This window comes from Synechococcus sp. MU1625, assembly GCF_020514205.1.
Taxonomy (GTDB): domain Bacteria; phylum Cyanobacteriota; class Cyanobacteriia; order PCC-6307; family Cyanobiaceae; genus Parasynechococcus.
In genome coordinates this window covers 889,839-906,073 of sequence record NZ_VTLA01000001.1, presented here as the reverse complement: position 1 = coordinate 906,073, position 16,235 = coordinate 889,839, and the positions used below count along the sequence as shown (strand labels likewise).

General features: G+C 61.7%; 20 protein-coding genes. 18 read left to right on the top strand and 2 right to left on the bottom strand.

What is annotated here, in order from left to right; all coding sequences use genetic code 11:
* Positions 1–17 precede the first annotated feature (17 nt).
* Entirely contained in the window at positions 18–554 is a 537-nt protein-coding gene (locus FZX13_RS05335) for a CDP-alcohol phosphatidyltransferase family protein (protein ID WP_115025251.1), read from the top strand.
* Here FZX13_RS05335 and FZX13_RS05330 read toward each other — a convergent pair.
* Entirely contained in the window at positions 523–1,443 is a 921-nt protein-coding gene (locus FZX13_RS05330) for an NAD-dependent epimerase/dehydratase family protein (protein WP_226408287.1), read from the bottom strand. The genes FZX13_RS05335 and FZX13_RS05330 overlap by 32 nt on opposite strands.
* Positions 1,444–1,514: 71 nt before the next feature.
* On the opposite strand from FZX13_RS05330, the gene hisA reads away from it, so the two are divergent.
* From hisA to FZX13_RS05255, 15 genes are all read left to right on the top strand, one after another.
* Positions 1,515–2,282: a 1-(5-phosphoribosyl)-5-[(5-phosphoribosylamino)methylideneamino]imidazole-4-carboxamide isomerase gene (gene hisA / locus FZX13_RS05325; RefSeq protein ID WP_115025385.1), complete on the top strand. Its 768-nt coding sequence runs from the start codon at positions 1,515–1,517 to the stop codon at positions 2,280–2,282.
* Between the two features lie 128 nt (positions 2,283–2,410).
* Positions 2,411–2,779: a Fur family transcriptional regulator gene (locus FZX13_RS05320; protein ID WP_226408286.1), complete on the top strand. Its 369-nt coding sequence runs from the start codon at positions 2,411–2,413 to the stop codon at positions 2,777–2,779.
* Between the two features lie 67 nt (positions 2,780–2,846).
* On the top strand, positions 2,847–4,445 hold the full coding sequence (locus tag FZX13_RS05315; protein WP_226408284.1) for a DUF3685 domain-containing protein: 1,599 nt from the start codon (positions 2,847–2,849) through the stop codon (positions 4,443–4,445).
* Between the two features lie 15 nt (positions 4,446–4,460).
* Entirely contained in the window at positions 4,461–5,027 is a 567-nt protein-coding gene (locus tag FZX13_RS05310; RefSeq protein WP_226407948.1) for a thylakoid membrane photosystem I accumulation factor, read from the top strand.
* Positions 5,028–5,091: 64 nt separating this feature from the next.
* The gene (locus tag FZX13_RS05305; RefSeq protein WP_226407946.1) at positions 5,092–6,252 is read left to right on the top strand and encodes a F420-0:Gamma-glutamyl ligase; all 1,161 of its coding nucleotides are present in this window, start codon (positions 5,092–5,094) and stop codon (positions 6,250–6,252) included.
* A gap of 38 nt (positions 6,253–6,290) precedes the next feature.
* Positions 6,291–7,322, top strand: a complete 1,032-nt coding sequence (locus FZX13_RS05300; RefSeq protein WP_226407944.1) for a hypothetical protein — start codon at positions 6,291–6,293, stop codon at positions 7,320–7,322.
* The gene (gene ruvX / locus FZX13_RS05295) at positions 7,322–7,798 is read left to right on the top strand and encodes a Holliday junction resolvase RuvX (RefSeq protein WP_226407942.1); all 477 of its coding nucleotides are present in this window, start codon (positions 7,322–7,324) and stop codon (positions 7,796–7,798) included. Before FZX13_RS05300 ends, ruvX begins: the two co-directional genes overlap by 1 nt.
* A 20-nt stretch (positions 7,799–7,818) precedes the next feature.
* On the top strand, positions 7,819–8,373 hold the full coding sequence (locus FZX13_RS05290) for a DUF3727 domain-containing protein (RefSeq protein ID WP_115025245.1): 555 nt from the start codon (positions 7,819–7,821) through the stop codon (positions 8,371–8,373).
* Positions 8,361–8,882, top strand: coding sequence for a YqeG family HAD IIIA-type phosphatase (locus tag FZX13_RS05285; RefSeq protein WP_226407940.1), 522 nt, complete (start codon positions 8,361–8,363; stop codon positions 8,880–8,882). Before FZX13_RS05290 ends, FZX13_RS05285 begins: the two co-directional genes overlap by 13 nt.
* Positions 8,879–9,952 carry a glutamate 5-kinase gene (proB, locus tag FZX13_RS05280; RefSeq protein WP_226407939.1) on the top strand — a complete coding sequence of 358 codons (1,074 nt, stop codon included), beginning with the start codon at positions 8,879–8,881 and terminating at the stop codon, positions 9,950–9,952. Before FZX13_RS05285 ends, proB begins: the two co-directional genes overlap by 4 nt.
* Positions 9,953–9,987: 35 nt before the next feature.
* Positions 9,988–11,031 (top strand): UDP-3-O-(3-hydroxymyristoyl)glucosamine N-acyltransferase, encoded by a 1,044-nt coding sequence (lpxD, locus tag FZX13_RS05275; RefSeq protein ID WP_226407937.1) that lies wholly within the window; start codon positions 9,988–9,990, stop codon positions 11,029–11,031.
* A 32-nt stretch (positions 11,032–11,063) separates the two neighbouring features.
* A complete protein-coding gene (leuB, locus tag FZX13_RS05270; protein ID WP_226407935.1) occupies positions 11,064–12,137 on the top strand; it encodes a 3-isopropylmalate dehydrogenase in 1,074 nt (357 codons plus the stop codon).
* Positions 12,138–12,201: 64 nt separating this feature from the next.
* Positions 12,202–13,104, top strand: coding sequence for a phosphoribulokinase (locus FZX13_RS05265; RefSeq protein WP_115025240.1), 903 nt, complete (start codon positions 12,202–12,204; stop codon positions 13,102–13,104).
* 67 nt (positions 13,105–13,171) lie between these two features.
* A complete protein-coding gene (locus FZX13_RS05260) occupies positions 13,172–13,459 on the top strand; it encodes a hypothetical protein (RefSeq protein WP_166017371.1) in 288 nt (95 codons plus the stop codon).
* On the top strand, positions 13,447–14,244 hold the full coding sequence (locus FZX13_RS05255; protein ID WP_226407933.1) for an A24 family peptidase: 798 nt from the start codon (positions 13,447–13,449) through the stop codon (positions 14,242–14,244). The genes FZX13_RS05260 and FZX13_RS05255 overlap by 13 nt, the downstream gene beginning before the upstream one ends.
* A gap of 12 nt (positions 14,245–14,256) precedes the next feature.
* Here the strand turns inward: FZX13_RS05255 and FZX13_RS05250 are convergent, their stop codons facing one another.
* Positions 14,257–14,799, bottom strand: coding sequence for a ferritin (locus FZX13_RS05250; protein WP_226407932.1), 543 nt, complete (start codon positions 14,797–14,799; stop codon positions 14,257–14,259).
* 186 nt (positions 14,800–14,985) lie between these two features.
* Between FZX13_RS05250 and accD the strand changes: the two genes are divergently transcribed.
* The gene (gene accD, locus FZX13_RS05245; RefSeq protein ID WP_115025236.1) at positions 14,986–15,867 is read left to right on the top strand and encodes an acetyl-CoA carboxylase, carboxyltransferase subunit beta; all 882 of its coding nucleotides are present in this window, start codon (positions 14,986–14,988) and stop codon (positions 15,865–15,867) included.
* Positions 15,864–16,235, top strand: coding sequence for a hypothetical protein (locus FZX13_RS05240; RefSeq protein ID WP_226407930.1), 372 nt, complete (start codon positions 15,864–15,866; stop codon positions 16,233–16,235). Before accD ends, FZX13_RS05240 begins: the two co-directional genes overlap by 4 nt.

Below are 16,235 nucleotides of genomic sequence, written 5' to 3'. Positions count from 1 at the left end.
TATCCGCATTCTGAGCGTTGTCTCTGCCTTTGCGTTCGATCGCCAACGGACTCACCGTGGCGCGAGCGGTTGCCGGTCTACCTCTCGTTATCGCGTTGCAGCTGGGCTGGCAGGGCTGGGCCTGGTGGTTGCTGCTGCTGGCGGGTCTCAGTGATGCGGCCGATGGCTGGCTCGCGCGCCGGGCTGGGGGTGGAAGCAGCTGGGGTGCGCGTCTGGACCCCCTGACCGACAAAGTGCTGATCGCGGCTCCGTTGCTCTGGTTGGCGTCGTCCGCGGTGCTCCCGCTCTGGGCCGTCTGGTTGCTGCTTGCCCGTGAATTACTGATCTCGGGATGGCGAGCCCAGGCCAGTGATGGGGCGCCTGCATCGTTGTCGGGAAAAGCTAAGACGATTCTTCAGTTCGTCAGCCTGTTGTTGATGCTCTGGCCCTCGGGCTGGATCGGTTCTCCCTGGCTGCCGAGCCTGGGCTGGTGGCTGTTCTGGCCATCCCTCGCCCTGGCTCTGAGTTCAGCTCTCGCCTACATCACTCCCCGATCAGCGCCACGTCAGAACTGAAGTCCGGCTCAGCGGTTGGGTTCAGGGCATAGTCATTGGTGTAGCTGTCGGCCAGGCCCTTGGCCAGGTCAAAGCTTGGTTGCCAGGCCAGTTCGCGTTCGACCCGAGTGATGTCGGTGAGGAAGTGATTGAGCCGTAAAGGGAAGGCCTTTCGGGCCTTCGGGTCGAGCTCGCTGGGATTGAAACTGCGTAGGTCGAGGCCGTCGGGATCACGACCGCAAGCCACCGCTGCTGAGCGAATCAGGCCTCGGAAGGTGATGCCCTGCTTATCGGAACAGTTGTAGATGCGGTTGGCTGCAGCATCCACCTCGATGCAACGGGCCATCGCTTCAGCCAGATCCTCTACATGACCAAGTTGGGTGATGGTGCTGCCGTCGCCGGGGAGCGGAATCGGTCGGTTGTGAACGATGCGATCGAAAAACCAGCGTTCGACGGGGTTGTAGTTGCCAGGGCCGTAGATGTAGGTCGGCCGGAAGCTGGTGAAGGCAATGCCTTCACGCCGCAGCCAGGCTTCGGTGTCGGCCTTGCCGGCATGACGGCTCTGCGGGTCGGTGGGGCTGGACTCATCCAAGGGCCACTGGTCGGAGTCGGCGTAGACCCCGGCCGAACTCACGTAAACGAAGCGATGGCTTGGGGCCCCGGTGATGTCCACAACCCGGCTGCTGTCTTCTTGCTTGCGGCCGGAACTGTCGACGATCACATCGAAGCTGCGGCCCTGAAGCGCACTCAATCCTTCATCGCTGCTGCGGTCGCCACGGAGGTGTTCCACGCCGGCCGGGACAGGGTTCTTGCCGCGGGTGAACAGGGTGAGTGCATGGCCCTGGGCCTGCAGGCGGGTTACCAGGGGCCTGCCCACGAAGCGGGTTCCCCCCATCACCAGGATCTTCATGCACTTGGGCCCGAAAAGCGCAGCCATTGAAGCGTGGCGCTGCAGGATGGTGGGTCTCTGGTCCGACCCCGATGGAGATCATCCCCGCCATTGATTTGCTCGATGGAGCCTGCGTCCGGCTTCACCAAGGGGATTACGACCAAGTGACGCGCTTCAGTGAGGATCCCGTCGCTCAGGCCCTCAGCTGGCAGAGCCAGGGGGCGACACGGCTGCACCTGGTGGATCTCGATGGCGCCAAACGGGGTGAGCCGATCAATGACGCAGCGGTGCGGGCCATCACCGCCGCCCTCGACATTCCTGTTCAGCTCGGTGGTGGCGTGCGCTCACTCGAACGCGCCGAAGAGTTGATCGCCTGTGGCCTGGACCGGGTGATCCTCGGCACGGTGGCCATCGAACAGCCGGAGTTGGTCCAGGAGTTGGCCCAACGCCATCCCGGCCGCATCGTGGTCGGCATCGATGCCAATGACGGCCGGGTGGCGACCCGCGGATGGATCGAGCAGAGCGATGTTCTGGCCACCGATCTGGCTCAACAGTTCAGTGCTGCCGGCATTGCCGCGATCATCACCACCGACATCGCCACCGATGGAACCCTCGCCGGCCCCAACCTGGATGCCTTGAGAACCATGGCGCAATGCAGCGCTGTTCCTGTGATCGCCTCGGGTGGCATCGGTTGCATGGCTGACCTCCTGGCGCTCTTGCCGCTCGAGCCCCTCGGTGTTTCCGGGGTAATCGTTGGGCGAGCTTTGTATGACGGCCGTGTCGCCCTAGGCGAGGCCATCGCCGCGATCGGGGCTGCCAGGCTTCAGGACGTCACCGCAGTGGCTGCAGACATCGCCTGAGCTGGTCTTGGGCCTTATGGTTGATGGAACAGGCACCTTTTGTGGTAAAAGCAGCCGCCACTCAGACCAGCACGCTGTCCCCTCCGGGCAGCTTGCAGCAGGTGTTTGAGCAATGCCGACGGCTGGGAATGCGCCTCAGCCGCCAAAGACGCATGGTGCTGGACCTGCTCTGGAGTGAAAAAAGCCACCTCAGTGCTCGAGATATTTTTGAACAACTGAATCTGAGGGGTCGCAGCATCGGCCATACCTCGGTGTATCAGAACCTCGAAGCCCTGCAGTCGGCAGGCGTGATCGAGTGTCTGGATCGTGCGAGTGGTCGCTTGTACGGCTATAGGAGCGATCCCCACAGCCATCTCACCTGTTTGGACAGCGGTTCGATCGAAGATATCGATGTCGTTCTCCCGCCAGATTTGTTGCGTCAGATCGAACAGCGCACCGGCTTTCATATCGAGTCGTACACGCTGCAATTGAACGGCAGGCGCGCACTGGAGGATTGAGCAGAAGCTCGTTACCTTGAGCCCAACTGCTTGGGTTCAGCGCTTGGCCTCTCCTTCACCGGTGCGGATGTTGCTGCTCGCTCCGGATCTGCTCGGAGAGTCGCTGGCGCTAAAACTCACGTCCGCCCATGACGATTGGGAGGTTGTTCTTCGTCCAGAGCGACTGACGGGGTCTCCGGCCTTGGTGATTTGGTCGATCGACCGCGTGGCCTCGTTGGCGGCGATTCAACAGGAGCTGTTCGCATTGCAGGAGCGCTGGCAACCGGCCCCGGTTCTGCTGCTGTTGCCTAGCGAGATCCGGTTGTCGCGGGAGCAGCTGCTGGGGCTGCCAGCGGCCGGCTTGCTTCAAAATGCCGATTCGCAGAGCCTGCAGAACTCGATTGAAATCCTGCTGCAGGGGGGGCGGGATATTCGTCTTGAGGCCCCTTCGGAGGGGAGGCGCCAAGACCAGACCATGGGCCTTGGCCAGTGGCTGTTGGTGAGTGGGTTGCAGCAGGTGAGCCGTGAGCTCGAGTTGGTGGAAGTCATGCTGAATCCGCCCCCGCAGCAGGCGTTGCTCTTCGCGTTGCTGACGGGTCGTCGTCGCGAACTTCAGTTCGCCAAAGGGCTGCTGATCTGGCTCTGGGGGCCACTCCAGCTCGGTCTCGAGGATGCAGAACCCCTGACCTCAACGGCGTCATCTTCCCCTGGATCACCGACGACCACGGCGATCAGTCTCAGAGAACGCAATGCCGTTGCTGTCTGGGATGCCATCCGCGATCGCATTGATGGCTCGGTTCAGGCTGGACTGACCAATTCCACCGGTCGTCTCCTAGCGATTGAGGGATTGCATCCAGAGCGGCGCCGGGAGTTGCTGCTGGCCTTGCTGCAACAGCTCGATCAGGTTTTGCAGCGTCTGCGCACCCGCCAGGACGGTACGGCGATGGCGCAGGCCTGGGATGCCCTGCAGCCGGAGTTACGCCAGCAAGCGCTCACCGCCCTGGCGGGCAGCTATGTCCAGATCCCCTGCAATGGGGAGCTGCAACCGGTCGTGGCGTCACTGCTGAGCCGTGCTGATCTCACCGGGGCGGATGGAGAGATGCCTGATCCAACTGGGATGCTGGCTCCGCTGGTGGCAGATCAACCGATGCTGGTGAACGGGTTGCTGTTGCCGGCTGATGACCCCAGGGCATTCCTGCAGCTCGAAACGCTGGTTAGCAATTGGCTGGTCAGAACGGCTGAACTGATTGGGGCAGAACTCCTCGATGCTTGTGGTGACTGGCCTGAGCTGCGTCGTTATCTCCTGCGCGATCCCCTCCTGGCGACCCGAGAACTCGATCGCCTCAGAAATCGTTTGAACACTCAGCTGCGTTGGGCCGACTGGGTCGAGCGCCCGATCCAGCTTTATGAGAGTCAGCGCACCTTGTTTCAGCTTCGGGCTGGTCGCATCGAACCGCTGCTGCTGACGGAGCCCCGTGACAACGAGTTGAATCAGCTCGGTTGGTGGCAGCGACAGGTGGCGTTGCTGTTGGAGGCCAGGGATGCCCTCGCACCGCAGGTGCAGGCCGTGGTGCGTCGAATTGGCGATCTTGCCGTGATCCTTCTAACCCAGGTGCTGGGCCGGGCGATCGGACTTGTTGGGCGTGGCATTGCCCAGGGAATGGGTCGTAGCCTCGGCCGCAGTTAGGGCTCCGGGTCCACAATGGCGATCCGCTGCTTCGGCTTGATGCTTGCTTTGGTGCGCTGTCTGATCACCGTGTCGATCGCGCTGCTGCTCCATGTCGCCCCAGCGTCCGCTGTGTTGAACAGCGACAGCTATGACGGCAACATCTATGCCCTTTATGCCGGTAACGGCTCTTTGGTTCCTCCTCCCAACACCCTGGAGGACTCCCTCGAGGAGGGGCGGACAGCTGTGATCGTTTATTACCTCGACGACAGCGCCGTCAGCAAACGCTTCGCCCCGGTGGTGTCGGAGCTGCAACGGCTTTGGGGACGCAACATCGATTTGCTGCCTCTCCCAACCGACCCGCTTCAGGGACGAGAAGCGCTTGGGGCGGGTGACCCCGCCACCTACTGGTCCGGAGCCATTCCTCAAGTGGTCGTGATTGGCACGGATGGCCGGGTTGTCTTCGATCAGAACGGCCAGGTCCCTCTGGGGGTGATCAATAAAGCCATCAGCGCATCCACCGGACTTCCGGCTCCTGATTTGGGCCGGATTAATCAGGAAGGCAGTTTCAACGAAGTGAACATCGAAGTCACGGCGGACTGAGACGCCCACAGCCACGCCGCCTACGCTGCCGGCCAGTTGTCCCGGTCGTTGAGCCGGATCCGCTGTGTCGTTGCTGTTTGCTCCGCTTGGCCTTGGACTTTGTGTGGCCTGGCTTGAGCTCCGTCATCGTCTCCGGCCAGCGTCTCCGTTGCGGATGACTCCCCTCGACTGGCGCGTGGACGAACTGGGCGGCCGTCTCCGCGTTGAAGGTGTGCTGGAGATCAGCAACCCCCATCCACGCATGGAGGTTTTTGTGCCGGAACTGCGGGTCGAACCCGTGCTTCTGGGCTCGTCAGACCCCGCCGGTCTGCAGGTCAAAACGCGGATCATTGCCGACCATCCCGATGAGGAGACCCGGGAAGATGGCTACTGGCCGGCTTACATCGTCAAGGGCCGTAAGAGCACACGCGCCAAGGTCTCGATCGAGATCACCGGTCCTTCTCCCTCCGCTCGGGTCGACAGCCTCTGGGTTGATGCTCACTGGCTGAATTACGGACCATTTGGTCGGTTGCAGCGCCGTCAGGGTGTGCTGGTTCCACTTCGGCGTCCTGAACCACTGCAGCCCGATCAAGCCCGCTTCAGAGAAGGAGAGGGGTGCCGTGTACTGCCGCTGCGAACCCACTTGCTCGGTCCGTTGGATGATGCCATTGCGGTCTTGCGCACCTATGCCGCTGACCTGATTCAGCCCGGTGACATCCTCACCATCGGGGAGACCCCCGTTGCGGTGATCCAGGGGCGCTACCGCCACCCCAGTGAAGTCGAGCCTGGAATGGTCGCGCGTCTGGCTTGCCGGGTGTTCCACCCCACCAGCAGCCTGGCGACAGCTTGCGGGATGCAGACGTTGATCGATCTGGTGGGGCCGACCCGGGTTCTTGCCGCCTTGCTGGGGGGGCTGTTGATGAAGCTGGTTGGTATTTCCGGAGGGTTCTATCGCCTTGCTGGTGATCAGGCCCGTTTGATTGATGACATCACAGGAACCACCCCCCCTTATGACCAAACCATTGTTCTCGGTCCATCCCGTGCCGAGCAGTTCTGTCGTGATGCCTCTGCCGAGCTCGGTGTTGACGTCGCCATCGTGGACGTCAACGACCTCGGCCGCGTGAAGGTTCTGGCCTCCAGTCCAGGTTGTGACGAGGGATTGCTGGGTAGGGCCCTGCGTCCCAATCCCGCTGGCAATGCCAATGAGCGCACCCCACTGGTGTTGGTGCGGCCAGGGCTGGAATGAGCGATACATTGTGATCAGTTGGGGTTGGAGGGTGTCCGGTGACAGAGCCCAAGACAACCCCGATTCGCATTGAGCCCCTTAATCCGGCCCATCTGGCGCGGTGGGTTCAAGATGCGCCGGTTGAGCAGCTGTCGCGTTTTCAGGGCTTTTTGATCGGTGAATGGCTCTCTTCAGTGGAGCAACGCTTCCCTGATCTGCTCCCCAGTCGCTCGCCGCGTTGCTTGCTGGCCCTCGATGGTGACCGCCCAGTGGCCAGCGTTGTTGCCCGGCCGTTCAACCGTCGTGGAAGCTGCTGGATCCTCCAATTGCCGGAGCTGCTTGGCCCGGTTGATGATCACAGTCATCGGATGGTCCAGCAGGCCCTGCTTCAGCAGGCCCTGCAGTCCTGGACGGCCCAGATCTGCAGCTGGGTGATCCGCTGTCCGGCCACCGATGCCAATGCCATCGCCCTGCTGCGGGAGCTTGGTTTTCAACCGCTTCGCCCGTATCAGTGCTGGTGTCCACCTGGCGGCGAGGTTGAGTCAATGGGCAGCGATCAGCTGCCTGCGGGTCTGCGTTGGGCGGCACTGAACCGCCGCACCGCCCAGTTGCTGTGGCCGATTGAGCAGGGCGGTAGCCACAGCCACCTGCGTCAGATCACCGACCGCCATTGGCTGGATCTGCTGGACAGGAACGGACCCGGCTGCGGCGTGCTCATGGCCGGAGACGCTGTTCTGGCGGGCTGCATTCGACTCCCGGATGCAGGAGAGGCCGGTCTTGTGGAGCTGATGCGGGACATGGCCTGGGATCCACGGCTGGATCAGGCCCTTCCCAGCGTCTTGAACGGGATCCTTCAACGCGGCCGCCCCCGCGGGCTGCTCACGGCGTTTGACGATGCACCCCTCAGCAAGATTCTGGAGGCGGAGGGTTGGACCCGCGGTGATGAGCAGCTGCTGCTCGGACGCAGCATGTGGCGTCGTCAGTCACCCCAGCGCAACCTGCAACTGACGCGATCGCTGGATCAGGTGCTGGGTCGTCTGCGGCCCCAAGGCACACCCCTTCCCACACCAAGCCTTGGCGATCGGCGTTGATGCGTCCGCGACCCTGTTCGATCCTCAGCCTGGATGTGGGCCGGCGGCGCATCGGTCTGGCCGGTTGCGATGCTCTCGGCATCAGCGTGACGCCCCTCGCTGCCCTGCGTCGAGGTCGGTTTGATGCCGATCTGATCGTTCTGCGTGCCCACTGCCGTGAACGTTCGGTGCAGGGCCTCGTGATCGGATTGCCCCTGGATGCTGCGGGCCAGCCCACGGCCCAGGCGGAACACTGTCGGCGCTACGGCCTCCGACTGGCCACTGCCCTCGACCTGCCCGTGGCTTGGGTGAATGAGCACAGCAGCACCTGGGCGGCCGGGGAACAATTCGGGCTAACGGGGGACCGCAGCGGACGTCTGGACAGTGCTGCCGCTGCCCTGCTGCTGGAGCAATGGCTTGCCGAGGGTCCGGAGCTCAAACCGGCCCAACAGAGTGCTTCAAGGTCGAGCGCCGGGGCGGCCGATGGTGGATCCTGAGCCCAGTCAGAGTCGCGTCGATGTCTGAGTCGGGACCCGGAAAGAGCAGCGATCACCCCACCCTGCTGGTCCGCGATCGCGAGGGCCATGACCTGCTGTGTTTCCTGGAACATCTGATTCCCCTCGAGGGGCAGGACTACGCCTTGCTGTCTCCGGTTGACACGCCGGTTTCCCTGTTTCGGCTCAATGACGATGCTGAGCCGGTGCCGATCACGGAAGTCGCCAGCAGTGAGCCGATTCTTTCGGTGGCTGATGTGGTGCTCCAGGAGCACGACCTGGTCTTGGTGCGATCGGCGATCACCCTCACGGTGAGTGGTGAATTGGATGAGCCGGATCAAGATGATCTCGATGAGCTGGAAGAGGACGACGACGTTGACGAGGACGCCGAGACCTTTGAGCTGTTGGTGAGCTTCATGGTCGAAGCGGAGGAATACGGCCTCTACATTCCGCTCGACCCGTTCCTTGTTCTGGTGCGGATGGTGGACGGTCAGGCGGTGCTGCTGAGCGACGATGAGCTGGACCGTGTTCAACCTTTGATTGAGGCGGAACTGGAGGAGCGTGAATGGCCGGATTAACGGGACAGCACTGGTTGACTCCTGATTGGGATCCACGGCTCACCATTGCCCAGCTCTCGCTGCCCCATCTCACTGCCCATGGTCTGCGGGCCGCGGTTATTGATGTCGACCGCACCCTTCTGCCCGGTCGTGATGTGACCCTGCCAGGCCCAGTACACGACTGGTTGGTCGATGCAGGCCGCCGCATGCAATTGCACTTGTTCAGTAACAATCCCTCCCGCGATCGGATCGCCGCAGTGGCCGATCAGCTGGGGGTCAGCTTCACCTCCGGGGCTGGAAAGCCGCGCCGTGGAGCACTGCGCTTCGTTGTTCGCGATCTCGCGGTGCCACCGACCACGATCGCAATGATCGGTGACCGCCTGTTCACAGATGTGCTCTGCGGCAACCGCATGGGGCTCTACACGGTGTTGGTCCGACCCGTTCGGGATGACGGCAAGCCCTGTCGCCATGACCGTGTACAGCGGCTTGAACGCGCCTTGGCGCGTTGGATGGGGGCGCCTTCAGCATGACCCTGTGGGTCGTGAAAATCGGCACCAGCCTCCTGAGGGGTGAGACCGCTGCAACCATTGAGGGCTACGCCCGTTGCTTCGCAGCGGCCATGGCCCGTGGGGATCAAGTGGTGCTGGTCACCAGTGGTGCCGTCGGGCTGGGATGCCAGAAGCTGGCCATGTCCAGTCGACCGGACACGGTTGTGGCTTTGCAGGCTGCTGCGGCCATCGGCCAGGGCGCGCTGATGGCTCTTTATGAACGCGCCATGGCCCGTCATGGTTGTTCGGTGGCGCAGGTGCTGCTGACCCGCTCCGATCTGGCGGATCGACGTCGTTATCAGAATGCTTCGGGCACCTTGAGGCAGTTGCTGAGCTGGGGGGTGCTGCCGGTGATCAACGAGAACGATGCCTTGTCGACGGCGGAGTTGCGTTTCGGCGATAACGACACCTTGTCGGCCCTGGTCGCCGCAGCCGTTGAAGCGCAGCAACTGATCTTGCTGACGGATGTTGATCGGCTGTACTCCTCGGATCCCCGGGTCGATGCCGACGCCGAGCCGATCTCGGATGTTCGCCACCCCAGGGATTTGGACCAATTGGAACAGGGGGCTGGGGATGGTGGTCGCTGGGGTACGGGGGGCATGACGACCAAGCTGGCGGCAGCCCGAATCGCCACCGCCAGTGGCATCACGGTGCAGCTCGCCGATGGCCGCAATCCTTCCCGCTTGGAGGCCTTGCTGCAGGGGGAACGAGGTGGAACGGTGTTCCATCCCCACCCCGAACCCCTGGGCAATCGACGCAGTTGGCTGGCCCACGTGCTCCGGCCTGAGGGTGAACTGCAGCTGGATGCGGGGGCCTGTGATGCGCTGAAACACCGTGGCGCTTCTTTGCTGCTGGTGGGTGTGACGGCGGTGCGGGGCGACTTCGCCGCCAATCAACCCGTTCAGTTGCTGGACCCCCAGGGCCAGGACGTCGGCCGCGGCCTCTGTTCGATGGACAGCGACCAGCTGCGGGCCGTCATGAACGCCCCATCGCTGGGGGAGTCTTCCCCGGTGGTGGTGCATCGCGATGCTCTGGTGCTGCGCAGTCGTTAACCACGACTACGATCCGCGCGACTGTCGTGGCGGCCATGCGTTTCAGCACCCTGATCAAGGTTCTGCAGACCGGTGATGCAGGCTTGCGCTGGAGCCAGCACGGATTGGATCCATGGCTGGAGGGTGCCGCTTCGCTCGACCAGGCCTCGTCCTCGCAACTCAGCTTCCTGGAGAAGGGCAACGCCTTAACTGCTGCGCTTGGCGCCAGTGGAGCGGGCGCTCTCTTGCTGCCCGACCAACAGGACCTGATTGATCTTGCTTCCGAGCATGGCATTGCCTTTGCCGTCTTTGCTGACCCCCGTCTGGCCTTTGCTGAAGCCCTCGACCAGTTGCATCCCCGTCGCCGGCCGTTGGCGGAGATTCATCCCTCGGCGGTCATTGATGAACGGGCGGTGGTGGGGCCAGGTAGTGCTGTAGGGCCGCGGGTCTGCATCGGCGAGGGGAGTCGTGTCGGCTCCGATTGCATCCTTCATCCCGGTGTTGTGATCTACGACGATGTGGTGGTGGGTGATGGCTGTGAGCTGCACGCCAATGCGGTGCTACACCCTGGAAGCCGTCTCGGAAAGCGATGCGTGGTGAATTCCAACGCCGTTGTCGGGTCCGAGGGCTTCGGCTTCGTTCCGACGGCGAAGGGATGGCGAAAAATGCCGCAGACCGGTCAGGTGGTTCTCGAGGATGGCGTTGAGGTGGGTTGTGGAAGCACCATCGACCGTCCATCGGTGGGGGAGACCCGGATTGGTGCCGGCACCAAGATCGACAACCTCGTCCAGATCGGCCACGGCGTCACGACAGGCCCTGGCTGTGCCTTCGCCTCCCAGGTTGGAATTGCTGGAGGAGCCCGGATCGGTCAGGGGGTGATCCTGGCGGGCCAGGTGGGTGTCGCCAATCGAGCCGTGGTGGGCGACCGTGCCATTGCCAGCTCCAAGAGCGGCATCCACGGTGAGGTGGCACCCGGTGAGGTGGTGAGCGGTTACCCCGCGATTCCGAATCGTCTCTGGTTGCGTTGCTCTGCCGCCTTCAGCAAGCTGCCGGAGATGGCGAAGACCTTGCGCGAGCTCAAACGCGACTCCCCTCAGTAACCTCAGCGGTCGACCTGCCGCACCGCACCGTCATGGCTCAGCACCGCGTTGTTCTTCTGCCAGGTGATGGGATCGGCCCGGAGATCACCGCTGTCGCCCGACAGCTGCTGGAGGTCGTCAGTGAGCGCCATGGCTTTGCGCTGAGCTTCGAGGAACAGCCCATCGGCGGCAGCGCCATTGATGCCACCGGTGAGCCACTTCCCGCCAGCACCCTGGACGCCTGCCGGTCAGCGGATGCTGTCTTGCTGGCAGCCATCGGCAGCCCTCGTTTCGACAGTCTTCCCCGCGAAAAGCGTCCGGAAACCGGTCTGCTCGGTTTGCGATCCGGCATGGAGCTTTTCGCCAATCTTCGCCCGGTCAAAATTGTTCCGGCCCTCATTGATGCCAGCAGCCTCAAGCGGGAGGTGATTGAGGGTGTGGATCTGATGGTGGTGCGTGAACTCACTGGTGGGATTTACTTCGGTCAGCCCAAGGGACGCATCGAGACCGAGGGAGAGGAGCGTGGCTTCAACACCATGACCTATTCCGCCTCGGAAGTGGATCGGATCGCAAAGGTGGCCTTTGAGATCGCCCAAGAGCGGCGTGGACGGCTGTGCTCGGTGGACAAGGCGAACGTTCTCGACGTGAGCCAGCTCTGGCGTGATCGTGTGGATGCCCTGGCGCCCGCTTACGCCAGTGTTGATGTGAGCCACATGTACGTGGACAACGCAGCGATGCAGTTAGTGCGTGATCCCCGTCAGTTCGATGTGCTGCTCACGGGAAACCTCTTCGGCGACATTCTCAGCGACGAGGCGGCGATGCTCACCGGCTCGATCGGCATGCTGCCTTCGGCCTCCCTCGGCAGCGCAGGGCCTGGACTGTTTGAGCCTGTGCACGGTTCGGCCCCGGATATCGCTGGTCAGGACAAGGCCAACCCGATGGCCATGGTGCTCTCGGCGGCGATGATGCTGCGCACAGGTTTGAAGCAGAGTGCTGCTGCCGATGACCTCGAAGCCGCTGTTGATGCCGTTCTGGCCGGCGGATTTCGTACCGGTGATTTGATGGCAGAAGGCTGCACACAACTGGGTTGTCGCGCAATGGGTGAGGAATTGCTCAAAGCTCTTTGAACTTCGGATTGGTGTAATTGGGCCCTGATCTGGCAAGATCGCCGGGCCTCTAGTCCCCGCGTCGATGTCGAAGCGTCATCCGGTTGTCGCTGTTACTGGTTCTTCCGGAGCTGGAACCAGCACCGTCAAACGCGCCTTCGAGCACATCTTTGCGAGGGAGGGCATTACCCCTGCAGTGGTGGAAGGCGACAGCTACCACCGCTACGAGCGGATGCCCATGAAAAAGGCCATGGCGGATGCCCTGGCCAAGGGTGAAAACTTCTCTCATTTCGGCCCTGAGGCCAACTTGTTCGACAAGCTTGAGGAGCTATTCCGCACCTATGGCGAGACCGGTGCCGGTCAGAAGCGCTACTACCTCCACAGCCCCGAAGAAGCTGCCGAACACAACGCCCGTCTCGGCGTCAACCTCGAGCCGGGTCAGTTCACGCCTTGGGAAGACATCCCCTCAGGCACTGATGTGTTGTTCTACGAAGGCCTTCACGGTGGCGTGAAGGGAGAGGGATACGACGTTTCGGCCCTGGCTGACCTGCTGGTGGGCGTGGTGCCGATCACCAACCTCGAGTGGATTCAGAAGATCCACCGTGACAATGCTGAGCGCGGCTATTCCGCTGAAGCGATCGTTGACACAATCCTGCGCCGGATGCCGGATTACATCAACCACATCTGCCCACAGTTCAGTCAGACCGACATCAACTTCCAGAGGGTTCCCACGGTGGACACCTCCAACCCCTTCATCTGCCGGAACATTCCGACGCCTGATGAAAGCTTCGTGATCATTCACTTCCGCAAGGGTGCTCGCGAGAAGTGGGGAATCGACTTTGGCTATCTGCTGAGCATGATCCACGATTCCTTCATGTCCAGCCCCACCAGCATCGTGGTGAACGGCGGCAAGATGGGCTTTGCAATGGAACTGATTCTCACTCCGATCATTCACCGCATGATCGAGGAGAAGAAGAAGGTCAGCTGATCGCTTCTCGATACAACATTCATCTCTACAATGAGCCCATCTGAGTGATCAGGTGGGCTCTATTTCTTTGTCAACGCCCTCCTTCGAAATTCGTGGAGCTTCGGGTGTTCCGTCGGCTCCACGCTGGGATCGCATTGACAGCCGTTCGCTGATTGCCCAAGCCCGTCGGGTCTACTTCGCTTATCTCTCCAACACGCCTGCCGGGCATGAGCCTCTTGGGGTTGTTGTTGATTCGCAGCAGCCCGACGGTCGGGTGGTCTTCGAGACGCCCGTCCTGCTGCCGGATGAAGAGTTCATCGCGATCGATCTGATCCGTGGCCGCACGAGCCGTGGCCGGACCCGATGGAAGGGTTGATTTTGCTTTGGATCGTTTTGCTTGGCGCCTGCGTCGGCAGCTTCACCAACGTGGTGGTGTGGCGCTTGCCCCGTCAGGAATCGGTGGTGTTTCCCGGCAGCCATTGCCCCAAATGTGGCCATTCCATCCGCTGGTATGACAATCTCCCGGTGCTCGGTTGGCTTCTGCTGAGAGGGCGCTGTCGCGACTGTCATGCCCGGATTAGCTGGCGCTATCCAGCGGTGGAGGCCTTGAGTGCCGGCTTATGGATGACAGCTGTATTGGTGTGGCCTGGTGCTGGTGCCGGGCTCCCCGATCTCTGGCTCCCCTGGGCTGGTCTTCCTCTCATCGCCCTGCTGCTGCCTCTGGTGTTGATCGATCTGGACCACCTTTGGTTGCCGGAGCCCCTGTGTCGCTGGGGTGTGGTGCTGGGGTTGTTCGTCAGCAGCGTTGGTGGGGTCTCCGTTCTTGCCACCCATCTGATCGCAGCTGTACTGGCTTTGCTGCTGTTGGAAGGTCTCAGTGCCCTGGCCGAAAGGCTTTTGGGTCAACCTGCGCTGGGCCTGGGTGATGCCAAGTTGGCTGCGCTGGGTGGGGCATGGCTGGGACTTGGGGGTATCGCAGCCGCAATGGCCATTGCGATTGCGGCGGGTGCCGCTGTTGGGGGTGCCGCTCGTTTGAGTGGGCATCTTGGCCCTAGGGAACCCTTCCCCTTCGGTCCGTTTATTGCTCTCGGCATCTGGTTGGTCTGGCTGACGGGCCCGCTGTGGTGGTGGAGTGAATGGGTGATGCTGCTGGGTGGCTGAACCAATCTGGGCTCAAGCTCCTGCGCTACTTCCCTGGGAATCAAAGGCTCTGCCTGCTTTCACATTGGCCAGCAGCGTTCCATCGAGGAATTGTTGATCCAGAAGAATCAGCGCTGCGCTGTTCGAATCGGCCAGGCGCAACCGTTTGATCACAAAACGAGCTTCTGATTCTTCCTGGAGTTGTTCTTCGATAAACCAATCCAGCATGGCTGTCGCGGTGCGATCTCCTTGCTTCTCCGAGAGGCTGTAGATGTCGTTGATCGAGCGTGTGACGTCTTTCTCCATGCTGTAAACCATGTCGAAGAGTGCTTCGACGGAATCCCAATCCCGTTGCGGTGACTCAATCGTCGGCAATTGGACCTCGCAATCACTGTCCACCAGATACGAGATCAGCTTGGAGGCATGTCCACGCTCTTCAACGCTTTTGTTCAGCATGTAGCTGGAAAAACCGATCAGATCTTTTTCCCGCAGCCAGATCGACATAGCCAGGTAAGTGTGGCTGGCTTGGAATTCAAGGGATAAGTGGGTATTGATGGCAGCTGTGTGGGAGCTCATGCCTGACGTTGCTCAATCTCGTTATCGGCAGGCTAAAGACAGCATCTGTCGGGTTCAAAAACGAAAAAACATTGCCCCAGAACATGGATCACGTTCTGGGGCTGCAGAGCGTGGTTCGCTCTGTTGTGAGCCATCTGGAAGGTCTTCCCCCGGGCAGCTTTTAATGGAGAGAGCTGACAGCCCTGTGTGTCTCTGTTCGATTGGTTTGCTGATCGCCGCAAGGGTCAGTTCGTCGCCAACGTCAAGCAGGAACCCGATGAAGGCGATGGTCTGTGGAGCAAATGTCCTGAGTGCGGTCAGGTCGTCTATCTCAAAGACCTGAAGCTGAATGCAAGTGTTTGCGCTAACTGCGGCTACCACCACCGGATCGACAGTGCTGAACGCATTGCACTGATTGCCGATCCCGACAGCTTCCAAGTGCTGAATGCTGATTTGGCACCGGTGGATCCACTGGGATTCAAAGATCGGCGCGCCTATGCCGACCGACTGCGGGAAAGTCAGGCCTCGACTGGGCTGCGGGATGGCGTGGTGACGGGGCTGTGCAGGGTTGAAGGCATTCCCATGGGGTTGGCGGCGATGGATTTTCGCTTCATGGGTGGGTCGATGGGCTCCGTGGTCGGGGAAAAAATCACCCGTCTGATCGAGGAGTCCACAGCCCGAAAGCTGCCGCTTCTGATCGTCTGTGCGTCCGGCGGTGCCCGGATGCAGGAGGGGATGCTCAGCCTGATGCAGATGGCGAAGATCTCCGGAGCCCTGGAACGCCACCGCGAAGCCGAGCTGCTCTACATGCCCTTGCTCACCCACCCCACCACCGGGGGGGTGACGGCCAGTTTCGCCATGTTGGGAGACCTGATCCTTGCGGAGCCGAAAGCGCTGATTGGCTTTGCTGGGCGTCGCGTGATTGAGCAGACCCTGCGCGAGAAGTTGCCGGACAATTTTCAGACGGCTGAATATCTGCAGGAGCACGGATTCGTGGACACGATCGTTCCACGCACCCAGCTGCGCTCCACCCTGGCCAATCTGCTGCGCTTGCATGGCTGCAAACCGATGGAGCTCACCAGCGCATGATCAGGTTCGGACTTGCCCTAATTCTGGGTTTGATCTGCTGGGCCGCACCCGTCTTGGCCGCTCCTGTCGAATGGATCGAGGTTCCATCCACCGACGCTGGCCAGCAGTGGTGGGATCGCGGCAGTGTCCGCATCGATCGGGATGGCTTCCGAACGGTGCTGAGTCGCTTCACACCAGCGGCAACTGACGATGGCAAACAGCCTGCTGGGGAGCTTTATGTGATGCAACTGGACTGTGCGCAAGGTCTCTTTCGCGACAAGCAGGTGAATGGTTTGCCGCGGTTTCGTGCCCAATGGCAGCCTGCCGGGGACGACGGGTTGATCACCTCTGTGATTGAGGCTGTCTGCACCGAACCCCTCTCCAGCTGA

What these genes read in the sequence shown, in the direction of transcription:
- FZX13_RS05330 (WP_226408287.1), bottom strand. Translation starts at nt 1,443, where the DNA reads ATGAAGATCCTGGTGATGGGGGGAACCCGCTTCGTGGGCAGGCCCCTG.
- hisA (WP_115025385.1), top strand. Translation starts at nt 1,515, where the DNA reads ATGGAGATCATCCCCGCCATTGATTTGCTCGATGGAGCCTGCGTCCGG.
- FZX13_RS05320 (WP_226408286.1), top strand. Translation starts at nt 2,411, where the DNA reads ATGCGCCTCAGCCGCCAAAGACGCATGGTGCTGGACCTGCTCTGGAGT.
- FZX13_RS05315 (WP_226408284.1), top strand. Translation starts at nt 2,847, where the DNA reads ATGTTGCTGCTCGCTCCGGATCTGCTCGGAGAGTCGCTGGCGCTAAAA.
- FZX13_RS05310 (WP_226407948.1), top strand. Translation starts at nt 4,461, where the DNA reads ATGGCGATCCGCTGCTTCGGCTTGATGCTTGCTTTGGTGCGCTGTCTG.
- ruvX (WP_226407942.1), top strand. Translation starts at nt 7,322, where the DNA reads ATGCGTCCGCGACCCTGTTCGATCCTCAGCCTGGATGTGGGCCGGCGG.
- FZX13_RS05290 (WP_115025245.1), top strand. Translation starts at nt 7,819, where the DNA reads ATGTCTGAGTCGGGACCCGGAAAGAGCAGCGATCACCCCACCCTGCTG.
- FZX13_RS05285 (WP_226407940.1), top strand. Translation starts at nt 8,361, where the DNA reads ATGGCCGGATTAACGGGACAGCACTGGTTGACTCCTGATTGGGATCCA.
- proB (WP_226407939.1), top strand. Translation starts at nt 8,879, where the DNA reads ATGACCCTGTGGGTCGTGAAAATCGGCACCAGCCTCCTGAGGGGTGAG.
- lpxD (WP_226407937.1), top strand. Translation starts at nt 9,988, where the DNA reads ATGCGTTTCAGCACCCTGATCAAGGTTCTGCAGACCGGTGATGCAGGC.
- leuB (WP_226407935.1), top strand. Translation starts at nt 11,064, where the DNA reads ATGGCTCAGCACCGCGTTGTTCTTCTGCCAGGTGATGGGATCGGCCCG.
- FZX13_RS05265 (WP_115025240.1), top strand. Translation starts at nt 12,202, where the DNA reads ATGTCGAAGCGTCATCCGGTTGTCGCTGTTACTGGTTCTTCCGGAGCT.
- FZX13_RS05255 (WP_226407933.1), top strand. Translation starts at nt 13,447, where the DNA reads ATGGAAGGGTTGATTTTGCTTTGGATCGTTTTGCTTGGCGCCTGCGTC.
- FZX13_RS05250 (WP_226407932.1), bottom strand. Translation starts at nt 14,799, where the DNA reads ATGAGCTCCCACACAGCTGCCATCAATACCCACTTATCCCTTGAATTC.
- FZX13_RS05240 (WP_226407930.1), top strand. Translation starts at nt 15,864, where the DNA reads ATGATCAGGTTCGGACTTGCCCTAATTCTGGGTTTGATCTGCTGGGCC.